General features: G+C 73.9%; 18 protein-coding genes. 11 read left to right on the forward strand and 7 right to left on the reverse strand.

What is annotated here, in order from left to right:
* Positions 1-18 precede the first annotated feature (18 nt).
* The gene (locus tag MTF69_RS11105; protein WP_243333088.1) at positions 19-1,008 is read right to left on the reverse strand and encodes an amidohydrolase family protein; all 990 of its coding nucleotides are present in this window, start codon (positions 1,006-1,008) and stop codon (positions 19-21) included.
* 170 nt (positions 1,009-1,178) lie between these two features.
* Here MTF69_RS11105 and MTF69_RS11110 point away from each other — a divergent pair, with 170 nt between their 5' ends.
* Positions 1,179-2,828 carry an AMP-binding protein gene (locus MTF69_RS11110; protein ID WP_374322719.1) on the forward strand — a complete coding sequence of 550 codons (1,650 nt, stop codon included), beginning with the start codon at positions 1,179-1,181 and terminating at the stop codon, positions 2,826-2,828.
* Positions 2,829-2,919: 91 nt separating this feature from the next.
* Here MTF69_RS11110 and MTF69_RS11115 read toward each other — a convergent pair whose 3' ends face one another.
* Positions 2,920-3,630 (reverse strand): PepSY domain-containing protein, encoded by a 711-nt coding sequence (locus tag MTF69_RS11115; RefSeq protein ID WP_243333089.1) that lies wholly within the window; start codon positions 3,628-3,630, stop codon positions 2,920-2,922.
* 132 nt (positions 3,631-3,762) lie between these two features.
* Between MTF69_RS11115 and MTF69_RS11120 the strand changes: the two genes are divergently transcribed.
* Both MTF69_RS11120 and MTF69_RS11125 read left to right on the forward strand, forming a co-directional pair.
* Positions 3,763-4,440, forward strand: a complete 678-nt coding sequence (locus tag MTF69_RS11120) for a response regulator transcription factor (RefSeq protein WP_243333090.1) — start codon at positions 3,763-3,765, stop codon at positions 4,438-4,440.
* Complete coding sequence (locus MTF69_RS11125; RefSeq protein WP_308401391.1) at positions 4,433-5,917, forward strand: HAMP domain-containing sensor histidine kinase; 1,485 nt, start codon at positions 4,433-4,435, stop codon at positions 5,915-5,917. The genes MTF69_RS11120 and MTF69_RS11125 overlap by 8 nt, the downstream gene beginning before the upstream one ends.
* A gap of 20 nt (positions 5,918-5,937) precedes the next feature.
* On the opposite strand, the gene MTF69_RS11130 is transcribed toward MTF69_RS11125, so the two are convergent.
* On the reverse strand, positions 5,938-7,890 hold the full coding sequence (locus MTF69_RS11130) for a bifunctional UDP-sugar hydrolase/5'-nucleotidase (RefSeq protein ID WP_243333091.1): 1,953 nt from the start codon (positions 7,888-7,890) through the stop codon (positions 5,938-5,940).
* Between the two features lie 212 nt (positions 7,891-8,102).
* Positions 8,103-8,924 carry a hypothetical protein gene (locus MTF69_RS11135; protein ID WP_243333092.1) on the reverse strand — a complete coding sequence of 274 codons (822 nt, stop codon included), beginning with the start codon at positions 8,922-8,924 and terminating at the stop codon, positions 8,103-8,105.
* A 180-nt stretch (positions 8,925-9,104) separates the two neighbouring features.
* On the opposite strand from MTF69_RS11135, the gene MTF69_RS11140 reads away from it, so the two are divergent.
* The 5 genes from MTF69_RS11140 to MTF69_RS11160 all read left to right on the forward strand — a co-directional run bounded on the left by MTF69_RS11140 (position 9,105) and on the right by MTF69_RS11160 (position 14,736).
* Entirely contained in the window at positions 9,105-9,596 is a 492-nt protein-coding gene (locus MTF69_RS11140) for a GNAT family N-acetyltransferase (RefSeq protein WP_243333093.1), read from the forward strand.
* 283 nt (positions 9,597-9,879) lie between these two features.
* Positions 9,880-10,044 carry a hypothetical protein gene (locus MTF69_RS11145; protein WP_243333094.1) on the forward strand — a complete coding sequence of 55 codons (165 nt, stop codon included), beginning with the start codon at positions 9,880-9,882 and terminating at the stop codon, positions 10,042-10,044.
* A 44-nt stretch (positions 10,045-10,088) separates the two neighbouring features.
* Entirely contained in the window at positions 10,089-11,648 is a 1,560-nt protein-coding gene (locus MTF69_RS11150) for a galactose oxidase early set domain-containing protein (RefSeq protein ID WP_243333096.1), read from the forward strand.
* 64 nt (positions 11,649-11,712) lie between these two features.
* Positions 11,713-13,767: a peroxidase gene (locus MTF69_RS11155; RefSeq protein ID WP_243333098.1), complete on the forward strand. Its 2,055-nt coding sequence runs from the start codon at positions 11,713-11,715 to the stop codon at positions 13,765-13,767.
* Between the two features lie 9 nt (positions 13,768-13,776).
* Positions 13,777-14,736 carry an aldo/keto reductase family oxidoreductase gene (locus MTF69_RS11160; RefSeq protein ID WP_279345599.1) on the forward strand — a complete coding sequence of 320 codons (960 nt, stop codon included), beginning with the start codon at positions 13,777-13,779 and terminating at the stop codon, positions 14,734-14,736.
* A 17-nt stretch (positions 14,737-14,753) separates the two neighbouring features.
* Here the strand turns inward: MTF69_RS11160 and MTF69_RS11165 are convergent, their stop codons facing one another.
* Positions 14,754-15,644: a triacylglycerol lipase gene (locus tag MTF69_RS11165; protein ID WP_243333100.1), complete on the reverse strand. Its 891-nt coding sequence runs from the start codon at positions 15,642-15,644 to the stop codon at positions 14,754-14,756.
* Positions 15,645-15,772: 128 nt separating this feature from the next.
* On the opposite strand from MTF69_RS11165, the gene MTF69_RS11170 reads away from it, so the two are divergent.
* The gene (locus tag MTF69_RS11170) at positions 15,773-16,114 is read left to right on the forward strand and encodes a hypothetical protein (RefSeq protein WP_243333102.1); all 342 of its coding nucleotides are present in this window, start codon (positions 15,773-15,775) and stop codon (positions 16,112-16,114) included.
* 105 nt (positions 16,115-16,219) lie between these two features.
* Positions 16,220-17,011 (forward strand): CdaR family transcriptional regulator, encoded by a 792-nt coding sequence (locus MTF69_RS11175; RefSeq protein WP_243333103.1) that lies wholly within the window; start codon positions 16,220-16,222, stop codon positions 17,009-17,011.
* A gap of 98 nt (positions 17,012-17,109) precedes the next feature.
* Here the strand turns inward: MTF69_RS11175 and MTF69_RS11180 are convergent, their stop codons facing one another.
* Together MTF69_RS11180 and MTF69_RS11185 are read right to left on the reverse strand one after the other, a co-directional pair.
* Positions 17,110-18,546, reverse strand: a complete 1,437-nt coding sequence (locus tag MTF69_RS11180) for an Ig-like domain-containing protein (RefSeq protein ID WP_243333104.1) — start codon at positions 18,544-18,546, stop codon at positions 17,110-17,112.
* A 219-nt stretch (positions 18,547-18,765) separates the two neighbouring features.
* Positions 18,766-19,293, reverse strand: coding sequence for an FBP domain-containing protein (locus tag MTF69_RS11185; protein ID WP_243333105.1), 528 nt, complete (start codon positions 19,291-19,293; stop codon positions 18,766-18,768).
* Positions 19,294-19,364: 71 nt separating this feature from the next.
* On the opposite strand from MTF69_RS11185, the gene MTF69_RS11190 reads away from it, so the two are divergent.
* Positions 19,365-19,934 (forward strand): TetR/AcrR family transcriptional regulator, encoded by a 570-nt coding sequence (locus MTF69_RS11190; RefSeq protein WP_243333260.1) that lies wholly within the window; start codon positions 19,365-19,367, stop codon positions 19,932-19,934.
* Positions 19,935-19,953: the final 19 nt, after the last annotated feature.

A 19,953-nucleotide genomic window follows, 5' to 3' on the forward strand; every position in this document is an offset into this window, starting at 1 on the left:
CCGGAGCGAGGGCTCCGGTCACCCGCCGGCGGGGTTCACGGGCCGGCCGAGCAGCGCCGCCGCGTTCGTGTCGAGGATCGCGGCGGCCTCGCGCGGGGGCAGCCCCGACTCGCAGACGTAGGAGACCGCCCGCACGAACACCTCCCCGTCCTCGTAGGGGAAGTCCGTACCGAGGACGAGGCGGTCCGCGCCGAAGGAGGCCGCCGCCGCGACCAGGGCGGGCCCGTGGCAGTGCGCGACGGTGTCGTACCAGAGCCGGCGGGCCGCCACCGAGGGCAGCTCGGGCGTCTCCGGGGACTCGAAAGCCAGGTGGTCGTCGAGCCGGCGGAGCAGCATCGGCAGTGCGCCGCCGAGGTGGGAGGCGAGGATCCGCATCCGGGGGTAGCGCCGGGGCAGGCCCGCCAGGATGAGGTGCATGACGGCGACCGTGTCCTCGACCGGAGCTCCGACCATCCACGTCATGCGGTGCCTGCTGATCAGGGGGCTGCCGGCGCCCTCGCCCGCCGGGTGGACGTACAGCACCGAACCGCGCCGGTCGAGCTCCTCGTACAGCGGATGGAAGAGCGGATCGGCCAGGGTCCGGCCGCGCACGGTCGTGGTGACGGCCGCGCCCACCATGCCGAGCTCGTCGAGGGCGTACGCGAGCTCGCGCAGCGCCGCGTCGACGTGCGGCAGCGGCAGCGCGGCGAAGGCCAGGAAACGCCCGGGCCGGCCGGCGGCCAGCTCGGCGTAGGACTCGTTCACCGCGCGGGCCAGCTCCACCGCGTCGGCCTCCCGGGGCAGGTGCGGCGACTGCGGGGGTACGGAGAGCACCTGCACGCGGATGCCCGCCCGGTCCATGAGGGCGAGGCGGCGGTCGAGGTCGGCCGGTGTGGCGTCCGCGCCGATCCCGCGCTGGGTGCCCGTGTCGGTCCGGCCCAGCCGCTCCAGCCGGTCCAGGTAGGCGGGGGTCCACAGATGGGCGTGCACGTCGATCCGCGAGCCCGGCGCCGGTGTCGGTGTGCTCACCCTTCGATGGAACGCCCTGCCCGCGAACCCGGCCAATCGGGGGCCGCCGCACCGGGCCGCGCCGCACCGGCCCCGCCCGTGGTCTGGCCCCGCCCACGGGGCGCGTGGATCATGAGGGGGCGCCGGAGCGAAGGGGCCCCGGCGCCAGCCACCGAGCCCAGGGGGTCCATGTGCCGTCCGTGCCGTCCGTGCCGTCCGTCGAGCCGAGTTACGCGTCCGGGGCCTGCGAGGTGCCGCTGCTGGGCGACACCATCGGCGAGAACCTGGACCGTACAGTCCGCAGGTTCCCCGGCCGCGACGCCCTCGTGGACATGGATTCCGGACGGCGGTGGACGTACGCGGAGTTCGCCGCCGACGTGGACGACCTGGCGCTCGGACTGCTGGACCTCGGGATCGCCAAGGGGGACCGGGTCGGCATCTGGGCCCCCAACCGCCCCGAGTGGACACTGGTGCAGTACGCCACCGCCCGGATCGGCGCGGTCCTCGTCACCGTGAACCCGGCCTACCGCTCCCACGAGCTGGAGTACGTCCTGCGCCAGTCCGGGATCCGGCTGCTGGTCGCGGCGGACCGGTTCAAGAGCTCCGACTACGCGGCCATGATCGAGGAGGTCGGGCCGCGCTGTCCGGCGCTGGAGTTCACCGCCCTGCTGGACGGCCCGCTCTGGAACTCCCTTCCGGAACGCGGCCGCCGCGCCGACCGGGCCGGACTGGTCCGCGCCCAGGCCGCGCTGAGTCCGGACGACGCCGTGAACATCCAGTACACCTCGGGGACGACCGGCTTCCCCAAGGGGGCGACCCTCTCGCACCACAACATCCTCAACAACGCCTACTTCGTAGGCGAGTTGTGTCACTACACCGAACAGGACCGGGTCTGCATCCCGGTGCCCTTTTATCACTGTTTCGGCATGGTCATGGGAAACCTCGCCTGCACGAGCCACGGTGCGGCCATGGTCATCCCCGCGCCCGCCTTCGACCCGGGGGCCACCCTGGCCGCCGTCGAGGCGGAGGCCTGTACTGCGCTCTACGGGGTCCCCACCATGTTCATCGCCGAGCTGGCCCACCCGGACTTCGAGACCCACGACCTCTCCAGCCTGCGCACGGGCATCATGGCGGGCTCGCCCTGCCCGGTCGAGGTGATGAAGGAGGTCATCGACCGGATGGGCATGCGCGAGGTGTCCATCTGCTACGGCATGACGGAGACCTCACCGGTCTCCACCCAGACCCGCGTGGACGATTCCGTCGAGTGCCGCGTCTCCACCGTGGGCCGGGTCGGACCGCACCTGGAGGTCAAAGTCGTCGACCCGGCCACCGGCCGGACCGTCCCGCGCGGCGAACCGGGCGAACTGTGCACCCGGGGCTACTCGGTCATGCTCGGCTACTGGGACCAGCCCGAGCGCACCGCCGAGGCCGTCGACGCGGCCCGCTGGATGCACACCGGAGACCTCGCCGTCATGGACGGGGACGGGTACCTGAGCATCACCGGCCGGATCAAGGACATGGTGATCCGCGGCGGCGAGAACCTGTACCCGCGCGAGATCGAGGAGTTCCTGCACGCCCACCCCGACGTCCTGGACGTCCAGGTCATCGGCGTGCCCGACCCGAAGTACGGGGAGGAGCTCATGGCGTGGGTGCGGATGCGCGAGGGAGCCGAGCCACTGACCGCGGCGGCCGTGCGCGCGTACTGCGAAGGCCGGCTGGCCCACTTCAAGATTCCGCGCTACGTCCACGTCGTGGAGGAGTTCCCCATGACGGTGACCGGCAAGATCCGCAAGGTCGAGATGCGGGAGACGGCGGCCCGGCTGCTGGGCCTTCCCTCCTGACGGGGGGCAGCCCGCGGACGGGCCCTGCGGTGTCCCGTACCGCCGTCGCCGCGGTACGGGACACCCGGCGGGCGCCCCCGGCCGCACCCGCTCAGCGGGCCGCCCCGGCGCCCTTCCCCGCGACCGTGTTGCTCGTGACCGCGCCGTCGGCGCCGGCCAGGGTCACGGCGTGCCGGACGCCGTCGGAGCCGAGGACCACCACGCGCCAGGCGCTCCCGCCGCCCTCCTGGGCGATCACGCGCAGGGCTTCGGCCTTGCCGCCGGGCACGGCGGCCTCCGCCTTCTCCAGGGCCTGGGCCGCCGGCAGCGCCGGCAGGGGAACGGGGGCCCGGCCGGGCCCGTCCACGACGAAGCCCTCCTCGCCGTCGGGCATCCCCGGCCGCACCATCGCGTCCGGCGGGAAGACCCCCCGCTCGCCCTTCTGGCCCCGCAGGCCGGGCTTTCCGGGCTCGCCCGGCTTCCCGGGGCGAGCGGGAAGCGGAGCCGTCATCTCGCCGCCCCCCTCCCGCTCGACGTCGAACCGGTCCCACATCCGCTCCGCGCGCGTGCGGCGGACGTCATGGTCCTGGTCCGCCACGGCCACCACCGCGCCCCCCGCGCCGGCGGAGGCCACCACCACGAGCCCGAGCGCCACCCAACGTCCCCGGCCCTCACGGGCGAACCGGGTGAAGCGGGCGATCCGGGCGCCGCGCCCCGCCGCCTTGCCGGCCGGGTCGCCGCCACCCTCGCCGCCCTCGCCGCCGCCCTCGCCGGGAACAGCGGCCGGGGGGTACTCGGGCGGCTGCGGACTGGACTGAGTCATCTGGATGCTCCTCGCGTTCTCCGGGCGACGTGCCCGGCTCGGCCGATCCTGCGAGCAGGATGCTGAAGCCCCGCTGAAGCGAGCTGAAGAACCCTTCAGCAAGCCGGCGGCGCGACCTGAGAACCTTGCCCCATGCGCGTACTGGTGGTCGAGGACGAGCGGCGGCTGGCCGCCGCCCTGCAACGTGGTCTGCGGGCCGAGGGCTTCACTGTGGACACGGCACACGACGGCCCGCAAGGCCTGTGGATGGCCGGCGAGCACGACTACGACGCCATCGTGCTCGACATCATGCTGCCCGGCCTCAACGGCTACCGCGTCTGCGCCCGGCTGCGCGCGGCCGGCTGCGAGTCCGGCATCCTCATGCTCACCGCCAAGGACGGCGAGTACGACGAGGCCGAAGCCCTGGACACCGGCGCCGACGACTTCCTCTCCAAGCCCTTCTCCTACGTGGTCCTCGTGGCCCGCCTGCGGGCCCTGATCCGGCGCACCGGCCGCCGCAGCCCGCAGGTCATGGAGTTCGGCGACCTCCTCGTCGACCCGGCCCGGCAGCGCTGCACGCGCGGCGGCGTCGAAGCCCGGCTGACCGCGCGAGAGTTCGCCGTCCTGGTGCACCTGGCGCGCCGGGCCGGCGAGGTCGTACCCAAGAGGGACATCCTCGAGCACGTCTGGGACGCCGCCTACGAAGGGGACCTCAACGTCGTCGAGGTCCACGTCAGCGCCCTGCGCCGGAAGATAGACGCGCCCTTCGGCCGGGCCGCGGTGGAGACCGTCCGGGGCGCCGGCTACCGGCTGGCGGCCGACGGTGGCTGAGCCCGACCGGTCCTGCGCGCCCTCCGGCCCCTACCTGCCCCACGACCTCTACGAGGACCGGGACCGCCCCCGCGCGTCGGCGTACCGCCCGCGCGAGCTCGCGTCCCGGCTGCGCCGGGCCGCGTCCCGGCTCCGTCCCAGGTCCGTCCGCGCCCAGGCAGCCCTCGGCGCGTCCGCAGTGGTGGCCCTGGCCCTCGGAGTGGCCTCCTTCGCTCTGCTCGGGGCCCTGGAGACCAACCTGACCATGAGCGCCCAGGAGGATGCCGAACGGCAGGCCGTCAAGGTGGCCGCGCTGGCGGCCACCGGGCAGCTGGACCCCGTACCGCCCCCGGGCCGCGGGACCGACTTCTTCCAGGTCGTCGACGCGCGGGGCCGCGTGCTCGCGGCCAGCCCCAACCTCACCGGCCGCCCCGCCCTCGTCCCCGAACCACCCGTCGCACCCGGCACGGTCCGCAACACCTGGAAGGGCGGCCGGGCCCGCCAGGAACACCGCCAGCGCGTCGTGCAGGTCACCACCGTCACCGCGAAGGGCCTGGTCACCGTCTACGCCGGGACCTCGCTGCGGGACGCCGACACCGCCGACGCGACCATCATGGCGGTCCTGGCCGTCGTGGTCCCGCTGCTCGTCCTGGTCGTGGCCCTGATCACCTGGCGGGTCACCGGCTGGGCCCTGCGCCCCGTCGAGGCGATCCGCGCGGAGATGGCCGAGATCGGCGACCGCGAACTGCACCGCCGGGTACCCGTGCCGCCCACCCGCGACGAGGTGGCCCGGCTCGCCGTCACCATGAACGCCACCCTGGACCGGCTGGAGGCCGCCGGCATCCGCCAGCGCCGCTTCATCGCGGACGCCTCGCACGAACTGCGCAGCCCCATCACCGTGCTCCGCACCCAGCTGGAGGTCGCGCAGGCCCACCCGGATCCCGAGCTGTGGGGCGAACTGGTCAGCGGCGCGCTGGAGGACACCGTACGGCTCCAGGACCTGGCGGCCGACCTGCTCCTGCTGGCCCGCCTCGACACCTCGGAGCCGCCGCCGGCCGCCGCCGTCGACCTCACGGAGGTGGCCCGCGAAGCGGCCCGTACGCGCAGGGGCGCCCGCGTCCCCGTGCACGCCGACATCGCACCCGGGATCGCGGTCCGCGGCAGCACGATCTGGCTGTCGCGGCTCGTCACCAACCTGCTGGACAACGCCGGCCGCCACGCCGAGCAGCACGTCACCCTCGTCCTGCGCGTGGACGAGCCCCGGGGCGAGGCCGTCCTGGAAGTCACCGACGACGGAGCGGGCATCGCTCCCGACGACCGCGAGCGGGTCTTCGAACGCTTCACCCGGCTCGACGACGCCCGCGCCCGCGACGAGGGCGGCACCGGGCTGGGCCTGGCCATCGCCCGCGACATCGCCCTGCGCCTCGGCGGCACGCTCGCCGTCCGGGACTCCCCGAAGGGAGCCCGCCTGGTCGCCACGCTCCCGCTGGGCCCCTGACGGCGCTCACCCGGCCGGGCTCAGCACACCGGCCGGCGTCCCGCGTCCCGCGCGGCCTCCTCCTCCGCCGCGACGGGCGCGGGCAGCCCCGGGACCGGATCGGGCGGGGTCACCAGCAGGCCTTCGTGGCCCGGGGGGCCGAAGAGCGGGGCGGGCTTCACGGTGACCCGGCCCGTGGAGACGGCCCCCAGGGTGCCGCGGGCCGAGACGTACGCCGGGAAACTGTCCGTGTCCCGCCGGTGGCGGGCCGGCTCCCGGTAGTCGCCGAGGGCCGGGTAGCCGTCCTGCCCGGTGAGCGTGTACGAGGTGGTCACCACGCGGTACGAGGCCTCCGGCCGCAGCGGGACACCGTCGACGAGCACGTCGCCCGGTGCCACCCGGTCCCCGACGGCCCCCGCCGCGTCGAAGGAGTACCGGACGTTGTCCGACACCGCGAGCGGGGCGTACGTCAGCACGCCGGAGGCGTCCAGCGCCCACTGCTGCTCCAGGGCGTCGTGGAGCCGGCGCCCGCTCACCTCGGCACTGACCAGCGGGCATCCGTAGCCGACGGCCCGCCAGGCCCGCTCGAAGCTGACCGGGTCGTTCAGGGCAGTTCCGGCGAGCAGATCGGTGTTGATCACGCTGCGGCCCACGCGCGGGGCGACCGCGATGAGCGCCAGGTCCGCGCCGGACCGGGCGGGCCGGGGACTGGTGTCGAAGGAATCGGGCGCCTGACGGGCGGCCCACAGCGCCCAGTCGGCGACGAGGTTGCCCATGGTGGACTCCCCGGCCGGGGAGAGCCGGCGGCGGAAGGAGGCGCGCTGGCGTCCGATGACTCCCGCCCCGCGCCGCTGCGCGTAGCCCGTCCAGTAGTCGACGACCTCCCCCAGCACCGGATCGGGGTCCACGTCGCGGGTGTTGGGGTGGTTCACGGAGCTGGTGAGCGCGCGGACGACCGTACCGGTGTCCGGGTCGAGCCGCAGGGTGATCTCGCCGATGATCTGCCCGTGGCAGCCGGCCTCGACGAAGGGCCGCGGCCGTCCGTCGGGCCCCGGGAGCATCATGTTGAAGGCGCAGTGCCAATGCCCGGTGACGATCGCGTCGATGTCCGGGGACACGCGCAGCGCCAGCTCGTACGCGGGACCACTGGGCTCGCTGCCGGAGTCGAAGTCGCTGCCCGCCACCGCCCCGTCGTGCATGCTCAGCACGATGGCGCCCACCCCGAGCGCCTTGAGCCGGGCCGCGCACAGGTTGGCGGAGGCGACCTGGTCGAGGGTGGTCAGGCCGGGCTGGAAGGAGTTCCCGAACGCCTCGGTGCCGACGACCGTCAGGTGGATGAACCCGATGGGCAGCCGCTTCCCGCCCGGCGCGTCCACCCACTCGATGTTGTACGGGGGGAGCAGCGTCTCCCCGCTCGCCGCGGACACGGCGTTGGCGCTGTAGTAGCGGAAGTCGGCGCCGTGGAAGGGGGCGCCGCTCGAGTCCGGGAAGGAGTTGGTCAGTCCCGCCCCGTCGTAGGGGACCCCTTCCTCCATGTGCCGGCGCAGGAAGCCGGGCGTGCGGTCGAACTCGTGGTTCCCGGCGGTCGCGAAGTCCAGGCCGAGCCGGTTCAGTGCCTCGATGGTCGGCTCGTCGGCGAGGGTGAAGGCGGGGAACTCCCAGCCGGAGAAGAGGTCGCCCGGCGCGAAGAAGAACGAGTTGGCCTTGCCGGCCCGCAACCGCGCGAGATGGGTGGCCATGTAGGCGACCCCGCCCACCGCGTACGTACGGCCGCCCGCGCCGTAGATCAGGGAATCCCGGGCCGGGGGAGCGGACAGATAACCGTGCAGGTCGGTGATGTGCAGCAGCTGTACGTCCACGTACCCGGCCGCGCTGGCGGTGTCGTGCGCCGCGGCGGTGGCGGCCGCCGCGGTACCGGTGAGCGCCTTGACGCCGACGGCCCCGGCGGCCCCCGCGGCCCGGGCCAGGAACCGGCGCCGGCCGAACTCTTCCACGAGCGCCCCCGATTCCGCGGGCGGGTCAACTCCCGCCCCCTCGAAAGCAGTCTGTAGGCACCCGGTGACCGTCCGTGGCGGGGCGCCCGTCGCCGCGGCGAAATTCCGGGAAACTTCACCCCGTCGACGAACGGCCCGCCGTCGGCGGCGAGCTGCTGGACGGCGAGCACGGGGTTCGGGACGTCGAGCTTTCCGCGTCGGCCGGGTTCGGGTCAGCCCTGCGCGGCCCTGCCCTCCTTGACGGCCTCGGTGATGTCGGCCGTGTCGGCGGCCGGCGGGACCGCGATGTCTTTCGCGACGCCGAAGGACAGGAAGTCCACGTTGACGGTGACGTCCCCGACGGTCTGGTTCAGCCGTGAGGGCATCCCCTTGTCGTCGACCCAGATGTCCGAGACGAGCTCGGTCGCCGTACCCGCGCCCACCGCGCCGAACATCGCCTTGGTGTCGCCCAGTTTGTCCACCGGAACCGTGGCGCGGTAGTGGACGGAGTTCTTCCCGTTGACGTCCTCCTGGCCGACCTTGGTGACGTTGCTGGCCCACTTGAGCGACTTCAGTCCGGCCGTCGGGTCGCTGTTGCCCGCGTTCATCCCGGCGGCGCCGTGCTCGCCGAGCACGGCCGAGGCCTCGACCTTCAGCCAGGTCTTGCCGGCGAACGGGCCGCTCGGCGCCGGATCGATGCCGTAGTAGTACGCCCCCTGGACGAGCCGGTACGTGATCGTTCCGTCGGCGACCAGTTTCTCCATCTGGAGGTCCTCGGCCGGCATCTCCGCCTCCATCGCGAGGCCGTTGCCCCAGGAGTAGACGCCGTTCATCTGGACCGGCTTGCCGCCCGTGTCGGGCATCGTCACGCTCATCTCGACCTCGGCCGAGCCGGCCTTGGAGGCCTCGTCGGAGACCTTCGTGAGCGTCGCGACCAGCGTCTCCGCCGAGTCCGCCGCCTGCTTGCCCACGGAGGCGCCGGCCGTACAGCCGCTCAGGCCCGCCGTCACGGTCAAGGCCGCCGCGATGCTCGCGGTGACTGTTCCCGCCTTCATTCCCCACCCCTTGCTCGGTTGTCGTCCCTGTCCCCCCGGACGGGACCGGATCGTCACACGCTCGCACAACTCTTCGACCGGGAGCGAGGATTTCGGCCTCCACCGCCCGGTCACCGCGTCCCCGGGAGGCCCCGTAAACGCACGGGCGCCGCTCCGAGCAGCCCGTATATCCTGCCCGGCATGCTGCGACTCGAACGCCTGCGGGCCGGTCACGAGGACGCCCTGCTGGCCTTCGAGCGGGACAACCGGGCGTACTTCGCCCGCTCCGTACCGGACCGCGGGGACGCGTACTTCACGGAGTTCGCCGCCCGCCACCGCGCCCTGCTCGCGGAACAGGACACGGGCGCGTGTCGGTTCCACCTGGTGATGGACGCCGCCGGCGAGCTGATCGGGCGCGTCAACCTGGTCGACCTGGCGGACGGCGCCGCCGACCTCGGCTACCGGATCGGCGAAAGGGCGGCGGGCCGCGGCGCGGCCACCGCCGCCGTCCGGGAGGTCTGCCGGCTCGCCGCCACGGAGTACGGGCTCAGCGTCCTCACCGCCTCCGCGGCCCTGGACAACGCGGCCTCGGCGGCGGTGCTCCGGCGGACCGGATTCACGGTCGTGGGGGAGACCGTCCTGGACGGCTGCCCCGGGCTGAGCTACCGGCGGGTGCTCACCGCCGAGGGCTGACCGGCCCCCGCCCAGCCCCGCCCGGCCCCGTCCCGTCGCGAACGGGGCGACAGCCGCGGGCCTGGTGCGTACGGGTGACGGTCCGACAGCGATGCGTCACCCCATCGGTGGCCCCGGCGCGCGCGCACGGCGTTGATCACCGAGTGTGTGGATCACTGGCAGCGTGCGCTGCCCGTCGGCCCCCGCACTGAGGAGTCCCCGGCCCCATGGCTGTCGCCGCCGTCCTCTCCGTCCCGTGCGCCGCCCTCAACGCGAGGGGCGCCGCGCAGCTCGGCCCACGGGCGTGCGCGGGCACCTCGGCGCCGCCGCGCCCGGCCGCGTTCGCGGGTACGGCGTCCGGCCGGTCCGCCGGCTCGACCACGCCTACACCCCGGGCGTGCACGTCGAGCCCGCCGCTTTCCACGAGGCGCTGCGCCGGAGGGCCTTCGTGACCGCGCACGGCATCTGAGACACCCCGCTTCCCGCTTCCCCCTTCCCCCACTAAGGGTTCCCATGTCCCGTCCCGGAGTCGCCCGCGCCCTGGTCGCAGGCAGCCTCCTCGGTCTGCTCCCCGCCGGCCCCGCTGCCGCGCACGAAGCCCCGTACGATCCGGACGCCGCGCGGCCGGCACCGTACGTCGCCCCCGAGCGGGTGCGCCGCGAGATCGGCGCGGACGAGCGGCGCAGCCTCGGTGAGGACCACGCAGAGGAGCACGCCCGTACCCGCCTCGCGCTGCGGGACGCCGCCGACTACCCCGACACCACCCGCCGCGCCCGCCTGAAGGCCCTCACCGAGTCCCAGGCCGAGGCCAATGCCGCTCTGGCGCCGGAGCAGTACGGCGTGTTCAAGGAGTACTTCGACTCCCCGGACTTCGCCGCCCACATCGCGCTGCTGCCCACCGGCAAGGTGCTGCTCTTCTCCTTCGAGCGGATCGAGACCAACCCCACCAAGGAACCGGCCCCCACCAACATCATCGGCCCCACGAACGCCGGCCGCGCCTTCCTCTGGGACCCGGCCAAGGGCACCGGCGCAGCGGCGTTCACCAAGGTCACCCCGCCGGTGGTCGACATGCCCGACGGCACCCACTCACCGCGCCCCGCACCGTTCTTCTGCTCCGGGCACTCCTTCCTGCCCAACGGCATGCTCGGCGTCTTCGGCGGCAACCTCGGCTCCAACGGAGGCAGCGGCGCCAAGCTCTCGCTGGTCTTCGACCCGTGGACGGAGACCTGGAGCCGAAGCCAGGACATGGCCACCGGGCGCTGGTACCCCTCCGTACCCCGGGAGAAGACGGACGTCCCGCGCGACGCCCCGGTCGGGCCGTTCAAGGCGAAGGCCCCCTTCACCCGCGACTACCCCCATCTCTTCTCGCTCCGCGACGGCCTGGTCTACGGGCTCGACAAGCCCCGGGCCTTCGGCCGCACCCAGGACAACACCCTGCTGATGCCCGACGGAACGCTGCTGACGGCGAGCGGCGGATACGACATCCGCGACTACGGGAACGGGGTCCTGAACCCCAACGCCGATCTGAAGTACCGGCAGTTCGAGATGCGCGACGGACAGGGGAACTGGAAGCTCGGCCCCGCCCAGCGGCTTCCCCGCGGCTACCACTCCAATGCCGTCGTCCTGCCCGACGGCCGGGTCGTGGTCACCGGCGACGAACTCCAGCAGCTCGCCAACGACGCCGACATCACCGACGAGATGAACGGCACCATCGAGATCTACGAGCCCGCCTACCTCCACCAGGGCGCCCGGCCCGCCCTCGGCAGGGCGCCCGCCGGCCCGGTCGGCCACAACACCCGCTTCGAGGTCACCACGAGCACCCCCGGCCAGGTCGAGCGGGCCGTACTGCTGGCGCCCACCACCGCCACGCACGCGGTCGACACCAGCCAGCGCCACCTGGAACTGCGGATCAAGCGGCGCGCGGGCGACACCCTCACCCTGCAGGCTCCGCCGGACGCGGCCGCCGCCCCTCCCGGCTACTACATGCTCTTCCTCCTCGACGCCAAGGGAGTGCCCAGCGTCGCCCAGTGGATCAAGCTCGGCGCCGGAGCGCCCGCCGCGCCCCTGCGCTGAATCCGGCCGTTCTCCCCCTGTATGTGAATCCCCTCCCCGTCCCACCGTCACTTGGAGCAAGCCGATGGCCCTCGCCCCGTCGCCGCCCCCGGGCTGCCCCCACACCGGACCCGCCACCGGACCCGCCACCGGACCCGCCACCGGACCCGCCACCGGACCCGCCCGCAGGACCGTGGTCCAGGCGGCGGCCCTCGCCGCCGCCGGAGTCACCGCCGGCCTCGCGCCCACGGCGTGGGCCACCGAAGCCCCGGCCCGACCGGCGGCGGGCCCGGCCGCGGAGCCCGCGCGCAGGGCCACGGACCCCGAACCCCTCCCGCTGCGCACCGACCGCGACTCCCAGGGCGACATCCTCGCCGGGTTCCGCAAGGACCACGCCTGCTTCCTCTTCCTCCACTTCCGCGACGCCGACAAGGCCCGGCACTGGCTGGCCGGCCTGCTGCCCTCGATCTCCACCACCGAGGAAGTGGCCCGATTCAACCGGGCCTTCAGCCGGGCCCGCCGACGCAGCGGCGGCATCGACCCCGACTCCATGGCCACCCTGTGGACCGGGCTGAGCCTGACGCATCCGGGGCTGCTCCTGTTCGCGGGCAAGGAGCCCTTCCCCGCGGCCCCGGCCGGCTCCAGTGCCGAGGCCTTCACCCAGGGCTCCGCCGCCCGCGCGCAGCAGCTCGGCGACACCGGAACCAGCGCCCCGCAGTCCTGGCTGTTCGGCTCCGAGGAGCCCGGCCGCGTGGTGCACGCCGTCCTCACGCTCGCCGCCGACCAGCCCGAACGCCTCGCCGCCGCCGTGGCCGAGCACCGCGCCGGCGCGGGCGCGGCCGGCGCGACGGTCCTCTTCCGCCAGGACGGGGCCACCCTCCCCGGCGAGCTCCGCGGGCACGAGCACTTCGGCTTCCTCGACTGCATCAGCCAGCCCGGAGTACGGGGCTTCGACGAGCCCGACCCGGCCGACCCCACCGGCGTGCTCGGCAAGCCCGGAACCCGGCTGATCCCCGCCGGCGAGTTCGTCGTCGGCGCCGAGCGGGTGGGCAAGCGCCCCACGGGCCTGCCCGCCTGGGCCACCGGCGGCGCCTTCCAGGTCGTACGCCGCCTCGCGCAGGACGTGCCCGGCTGGTGGACCCAGGTCGCCCTGCGCCTCGCCGAACTCCAGCGCGCCGGCGCCGCGCCCGCCGACGCCGGCCGGGAATGGCTCGGAGCCCGCCTGATGGGCCGCTGGCCGGGCGGGATGCCGGTCGCCCTGTGCCCCGCGGCGGAGCAACTGCCCCTGCCGGGAGAGCACCCCGACGCCAAGCTCGACTACAGCCAGGACCCGCAGGGCTGGCGGATGCCGCTGTTCGCGCACATCCGCAAGGGGAACCCGCGCGGCGGCCTCGTCCTCACCCCGGGCCGTCCCCCCGTGGCCCAGGCGGAGCTCGACGCGCGGCGCCTGATGCGGCGCGGAATCCCGTACGGCCCCGTATACAAGCCCGAGCTGGGCGAGGAGCACGGGCCACAGGCCTCGCGCGGGCTGCTCTTCGTCTGCCACCAGTCGGACCTGGTGGGGCAGTTCGAGCTGGTGATGCGCAAGTGGGTGAACGACCCGGACTTCCCGGCCGGCCGCAACCCGCGCACCGGCTGCGACCCGGTGCTCGGCCCCGATTCGCCCATCGCCTTCGAGACCCCCTCGGCCGACGGCACCGGCAGCCGGGCCAACACCCTCCACTTCGCGCGGTTCGTGCGCACCGAGGGCTCCGTGTACGCCTTCAGCCCCTCCCTGCCCGTCCTGCGGGCCCTGGCCAAGGGGGAACTCGACGCGTCCATCGAGTTCCACACCGGTTCCGTCCTGCGCCCCGGCGACGTCCTCGACGCGGGGAAGGCCCGGCTGACCCTCGACGCCTCGGGTGACCTCGCACTGCTCGACACCCGGGGCACCCGTACCTGGCACACGTACACGGGCGGCGTCGGCCACGACGCCGTGCTCACCCAGGACGGCGAACTGCTCGTGCGCGACGCCGACGGCGCCACGGTCTGGTCCAGCGGAACCACCGGCCACCCCGGCGCGCGCCTGCTGCTGCGCCCCTCCGGAGAGCTGGTGATCCTGGACGGGAAGCAGGTGCTGTGGAAGGCGTCCGCCTCGTAGGGTGACGGCATGGCGATCACGGCACCAGTGACAGGCGACACCCGGCTGATCTACGGCTGCATGGCTCTCGGCGGGAGCTGGGAACCCGGCCCGTACCAGGCCGAGGACATCGACGCGGCCGAGGCGGTGATCGAGGCCGCGCTCGACAGCGGCATCACGATGTTCGACCACGCCGACATCTACCGGCACGGAAAGGCGGAAGCCGTCTTCGGCGAGGTGCTCGCCCGCACCCCCGGCCTGCGCGAGCGCATCACGCTGCAGACCAAGTGCGGCATCCGCCTCGCCGAAGGCGACCGCCCCGGAATCTACGACCTGCGGGGCGCGAGCATCCTGCGCCGCGTCGAGGAGAGCCTCACCCGGCTGCGCACCGATGTCATCGACGTCCTGCTCCTGCACCGGCCCGACCCCCTGGCCGACCCGGCGGACATCGCCGAGGCGCTCACCTCGCTGCACCGCCAGGGCCTCGTGAGGCAGTTCGGCGTCTCCAACATGAACGCCGCGCAGTGCGCCGCCCTGCAACGCCACCTCGATGTCCCGCTCGTCGCCAACCAGCTGGAAATGAGCCTGCAGCGGCGGGACTGGCTGGAGGACGGGGTCCTCGTGAACACCCCGGCCGCGGCCGCCGTCGGCTTCCCGGCCGGCACCGTCGAGTACTGCACGGCCAACGGAGTCCGCCTCCAGGCCTACGGGGCGCTGGCCCAAGGCCGCTTCACCGGGCGGGAGTCGAGCGTCGGGGAGCACGCGACCGCCGAACACCTGCGCGACCTGGCCAAGGCCAAGGGCACGACACCGGAGACGATCCTGCTGTGGTGGCTGCAACGCCACCCGGCCCGGATCGCCCCCGTCATCGGCACCGGACGCCCCGAGCGCATCCGGGCCTGCCGCGACGCCGCGCTGCGCGCCCCGGACCTCGGCCACGAGGAGTGGTACTCCCTGTGGCTCACGGCCCGGGGCGGGCCGCTTCCGTAGCCCTGCCCTGTCTTGCCCTAGCCGGGCGAGCCGACCGCGCACACCAGGATCGGGGTGGCGCGGCGCGGGTCGAGGGCGTTGCGCACCATGTGCCAGACGTTGAGGTCGTAGGCCTCGCCGATGTGGCCCACCGGGTCGAAGGGGCAGAAGTCCTGCACGTACTGGTTCTTGACCCCCGGCTCGCGGACGAACGCCGTCTCGGTCGGGGTCACCAGCTCGTCGTAGCGCGAGGTGATGATGGTGTACGCGATCCCGGGCTGGGCCACCGGACCGTCGTTCAGCGCCAGGATCGCGGGACCGCCGGGCACCTCGTCGGCGAGCACCGGGATGCCGATGGTGGTCACGATCTTCTTCATGGCCGCCCGGCCGATCAGCTTGTCGCCCAGGTCCAGCAGCCCGGCGGCGTTCGTGCCGTGGGTCGGGGGAGCGATGGCCACGACTGCCTTGATGTGGGGCTGAATGCCCTGCATCTTGGCGAGGTAGAGGGCCTGGAGCCCGCCCTCGGAGTGGCCGACGACCGAGACCTTGGCCGCGCCGGTCGCGCCGCGCACCTTCTCCACGTACTCCTTGATCTCCAGATTGGACACGGCCACCGGCTTGAGGCCTCCGACCAGCGGGAAGCCGTCGTAGGCGCCGTAGGCCAGGGCGAAGGTGCAGTAGCCGCGGGCGGCGAGGTCGAGCTGGAGGAAGTTGAGGTCCTCGTACCAGGTGGCGAAGGTGCCGTGGAGCAGCACGACGGGCTCGGGGTGCGCGGCGCTCGGCCGGCAGGAGAAGTCGTTGACCCCGCCGCCCGTGACGCCCTCGGTGGAGGCGTGCGCCGGGAAGGCGGCGCCGAGCAGGAGGGCCAGCGGGAGAGCGGCTCTGGCGAGCAGGGTGCGCGTGCGCGACGCACGGGTACGGGGGGCCATACGACATCTCCTGACGGGGGGTCGTGCACGGGGCGGACTGCACAGAATGCTCCGGCGCGCCGCCGGTGTCCCCTGGCGGTACGCGCAGAATGCTTCCTCCCGCGTTTGTGCACGGTGACAATGCCGGGATGGACGACACGGGCGGGACGGCGGGCGGCAGCGCGGGCGTTACGGCGGGCGGGGAGTCCGCGGCCGGGCCGGGGCTCGCCGCCGCGCTGCTGCCCCGGATACCGGAAATGGCGGCCGAGACCGTCGCCCGGCTCACCGCCGACATCCCCGCCTACCGGCTGCTGCCCGACAGCGTCCTCGGCGGAGACCTCGTGGCGAACACCGAAGCCGTGCTGAAGCTGTTCTTCACCACCGTCGCCGAAGGGCGGGCACCCACCGAGGCCGAGCTCGCCGCCCCCGTCGCCTGGGGCGCCGAGCGGGCCCGGGACGGGGTCCCCCTGGAGGCGGTGCTACGGGTCTAACCGCTCGGCGCCCGCCGGGCCTGGGAGCTCGCCGTCGCCGGCCCCGAACCCGTCGCAGACCCGTACGCCCTGGTCACGAGCCTGCTGGCGTTTCTCGGCGAGGTCATGCCCAAGGTCGCCGAGGCCTACCTGCGCGAACAGGCCGACCTCGACTGGGAGCAGCGCGAGCACGGCCGCAACCTCGCCGGGGTCCTGCTCGCGGGCCGCCCGGCCCGGCGCGCGGCCGAACGGTACGGACGCACCCTCGCCGAACGGTACGAGGTGGTCGTCCTGCGGCTCCCCGAGGCACCCAGCGGCGCCACGAACCGCATCCTGCGCGCCCTGCGCTCCGAACTGGACGGGAACCCCGAGGTGCTGGCCGCCTTCAAGGGGGAAGGGGGTGTCCTTCTGGTCCCGCTCGGCCCGGACGGGACGCACGCGCCGGACGGCGCGACCCGGCGGCTGCTCGCCCGCCTCGACACGGCGGCTGAACTGCGGTGCACGGCGGCGGCCGCCGTCGCCGAGGACCACGGATCGATCCCCGGGGCCCAGGCGGAGGCCTCCGAAGTGCTGTCCCTGGCCGAGGACGTGGGGCGCCCGCCGGGTCTCTACCGACTGGCCGACTTCGCCGTCGAGTACCAGCTCGTGCAGCCCGGCCCCGCCCGCGACGCCCTGGCCAGGGTCCTGGCACCCCTCGAGGACCAGCCCCATCTGATCGCCACACTGCGGGAGTTCATCGCGGCCGGGTACCGGCGCACCGAGGCCGCCGAAGCCCTCACGGTCCACCGCAACACCCTGACCTACCGCCTGGGCCGCATCCGGCTGCTCACCGGCCACGACGCCACCGACCCCACCGGCGCCCGCCACCTCGCGGCCGCCCTCACGGCGTACGGCGCGGCCCGCCGCAGCGGCCCCTGAGGCGCGGTCCCGGGCGGGGCGCGGGGAGGTTGCGGTAGCCCCGCGATGGTGCCGGGCCGCCCGGGGCCGCCGACGCGCAGCCGGGAGGTCCGGCCGGCTCAGGTGAGGGGGAGGAGCCGGGACGGCCCGTGCGCCGACGCGGGCGCGGAGGCGGGCGACGCGAGCGGGGAGGCGGGCGACGCGAGCGGGGAATCGGTGTCGGCGCCCAGCGCGCTGCCGGCCAGCCAGGCGTCCCAGCTGAGGTTCCAGTCCCCGAACCCGTTGGCGAACGGGGCCATCGGCTCACCGCCGCTGTTCACCACCGACACCACGTCCCCCTCCCGCACCGTGTCGAAGAACCAGGCCGCGTCGGCCGTGCTCATGCCCGTGCAGCCGTGGCTGACGTTCTCCTCACCCTGCGCGTCGACCGACCAGGGCGCGGCGTGCACGTACTCCCCGCTCCACGTCACCCGGGTCGCGTAGAAGACGGGCAGGTCGTAGAACTCGCTCGTACCGCGCTTGATGCCCACGCTGTCCCCGCGCATCCGCACCTTGCGCTCCTTGCCGAGCACGACCTTGATGCCGGTGCGCGTCAGGAAGCCCGCCTTGCCGGTGGTCACCGGGATGGTCCGGACGGTCCTGCCGTTGCGCCGTACGGTCATCTCGTGCGCGGCGGCGTCCGTGAGCGCCTCGATCCGGTCCCCGATGGTGAACCGCAGGGACTCCGACGGGCCGCCGTACTGCCGCTCCCCGAGCTCGACCCCGTCGAGACCGCTGACCACGTGCACCACGGCGTGGGCCGGCCAGTAGGTACGGGGCCGGTAGTGCAGGGTCGAGTCGTCGACCCAGTGCCAGGCCCCCTCGACCGCCGGCTCGGAGGTGACCCCCAAGGACCGCTCCAGCCGGGCCCGAGCGGCCGGATCGCCGGCGGGGACGGGGTGGCTCAGGGAGGCCGTCACGATCTGCCCCGCCCCGTACGTGCCGGGCCGGGGCCCGAAATCGGCCGTGAGCCGGTCGTCCTCGGCCGCGGGAGCGGTCCGGAACATCATGGTCACGCCGACCGGGGTTCCGGCCACGTCCTGGGCACCGACGCGGACGGTGTAGGTCTCGCCGGCCCGCAACGGCTCGGTGTTGGCCCAGTGGTGCCCCCGGGCGCCCAGGGCGCCGCCCACGTGGCGCCCGTGACCGTCGTGGACGGTGACATACGTGAGGAGCCCCGGCCCGGCGAGGGTGATCTCCAGGGGGCCGGCCGCGTCGGTGGGCAGGACGACGGTGTGCGCGGCCGCCCGGGACACGCCGCGGGACGCGGGATCGCGCACCACGGAACCGGCTCCGCTGGAGGTGGCCCGGACCACCTGCTGTTCCAGCCCGCCGCACAGCCCGGCCCGGAAGGCGTCCATCGCGCACCGCCGGCCGCCGTCCTCCAGCACCCGGCCGACCAACAGCTCGACGGAGCCGGCGTGCTCGGCGCCGGCCTGCCGCCCGTCACCGGACCGCGACGCCGACTGCGGCGCGGCGGCCACGACGAAGACCACCCCGGCCACCGCCCCGGCCACGCTCCACGTCCTGCTCCGTCGCCGGAGTCCTCCACGGTGTGTCGATGACAGCATGCGCGCCACGCAGCCCTCCCAGATCGCCTTCGGCCGGATGGCAGCATCAAAACGATTTCCGGGCAGCCTGATGATCATGAACTCGGCCCGTGGGGCCGAATGGGCACCGAAGAGGGCTCGTACGGAGTAGGGGAGGGCCGCTTCGGGCCGTAGGGGAGCCGCGCGTCAGGCCGTGACGTCGGCTACGGCCGTGACGTTGCCGACGGCCGTGACATTGCCGAAGAACGCGGCGAGGTTCGCGACCGTCCGTTGGATCTTCTCCTCCAGCGTGAGCGACTCGTGGAGCCGTGCGCCCGGGCCCGCGTCCTTCTTGCCCCGTACGTAGAGCGAGCAGGCGAGGTCGCCGCAGATGTAGGCGCCCACGGAGTTCCCCTGCTGCCCGGCCTTGCCCGCCTTCGGCGCGACCATCAGCGAGACGCCCCCGGTGTGGGTGGTCAGGCACAGCGAACACATGCTGCGCCGCGCCTGGGAAGGGGCGGCGGCGGAGGTGCGCAGCGCGAGGGCGACCGGGCGGCCGTCCAGTTCGGTGGCGAGGTAGGCGCGCTCGGGGGCCTTCGGGTCCCACCAGCCGAGGAAGTCCAGGTCGTCCCAGGGCCGTTCGGCCAGATCGCGGGGTACGGACAGGCGCTTGGCTTCGCCCTTGGTGCAGTTCACGAAGGCGGTACGGATCTCTTGCTCGGTCAACGGCTTCATGAGCGGCAGGCTAATTTGCCTAAAGCTTTTAGGCAAATGCATAATGGCTATCGCCAGCTAGGAGGCACATGATGGTTCGAGCAGGACTCACCACGGAGCGGCTGACCCGGGCGGGCGCGGAACTCGCCGACGAGGTCGGCTTCGAGCAGGTGACCGTCTCGGCGCTCGCCAGACGGTTCGACGTCAAGGTCGCGAGCCTCTACTCGCACCTGAAGAATTCCCAGGACCTCAAGACCCGGATCGCCCTGTTCGCCCTGGAGGAACTGGCCGACCGGGTCGCGGCCGCCCTCGCCGGGCGGGCCGGGAAGGACGCCCTCGCCGCCTTCGCCGACGCCTACCGGGAATACGCGCGGCAGCACCCCGGCCGCTACGACGCCGCACGGCTCCGCCTCGACCCCGAGACGGCGGCCGCGAGCGCGGGCGTACGGCACGCCCGGATGACGCGGGCGATCCTGCGCGGCTACGACCTGACCGAACCGGACCAGACGCACGCGGTCCGGATGCTCGGCAGCGTCTTCCACGGCTACGTCAGCCTGGAGCTGGGCGGCGGCTTCAGCCACACCGCCGTGGATCCGCAGGAGTCCTGGAACTGGATCGTGGACTCGCTCGACGCGATGCTGCGTAGGCCCGTAAGCCCGTAAGCCCGCACGCCGGTAACCC

This window comes from Streptomyces sp. AP-93, assembly GCF_022808175.1.
Classification (GTDB): Bacteria; Actinomycetota; Actinomycetes; order Streptomycetales; family Streptomycetaceae; genus Streptomyces.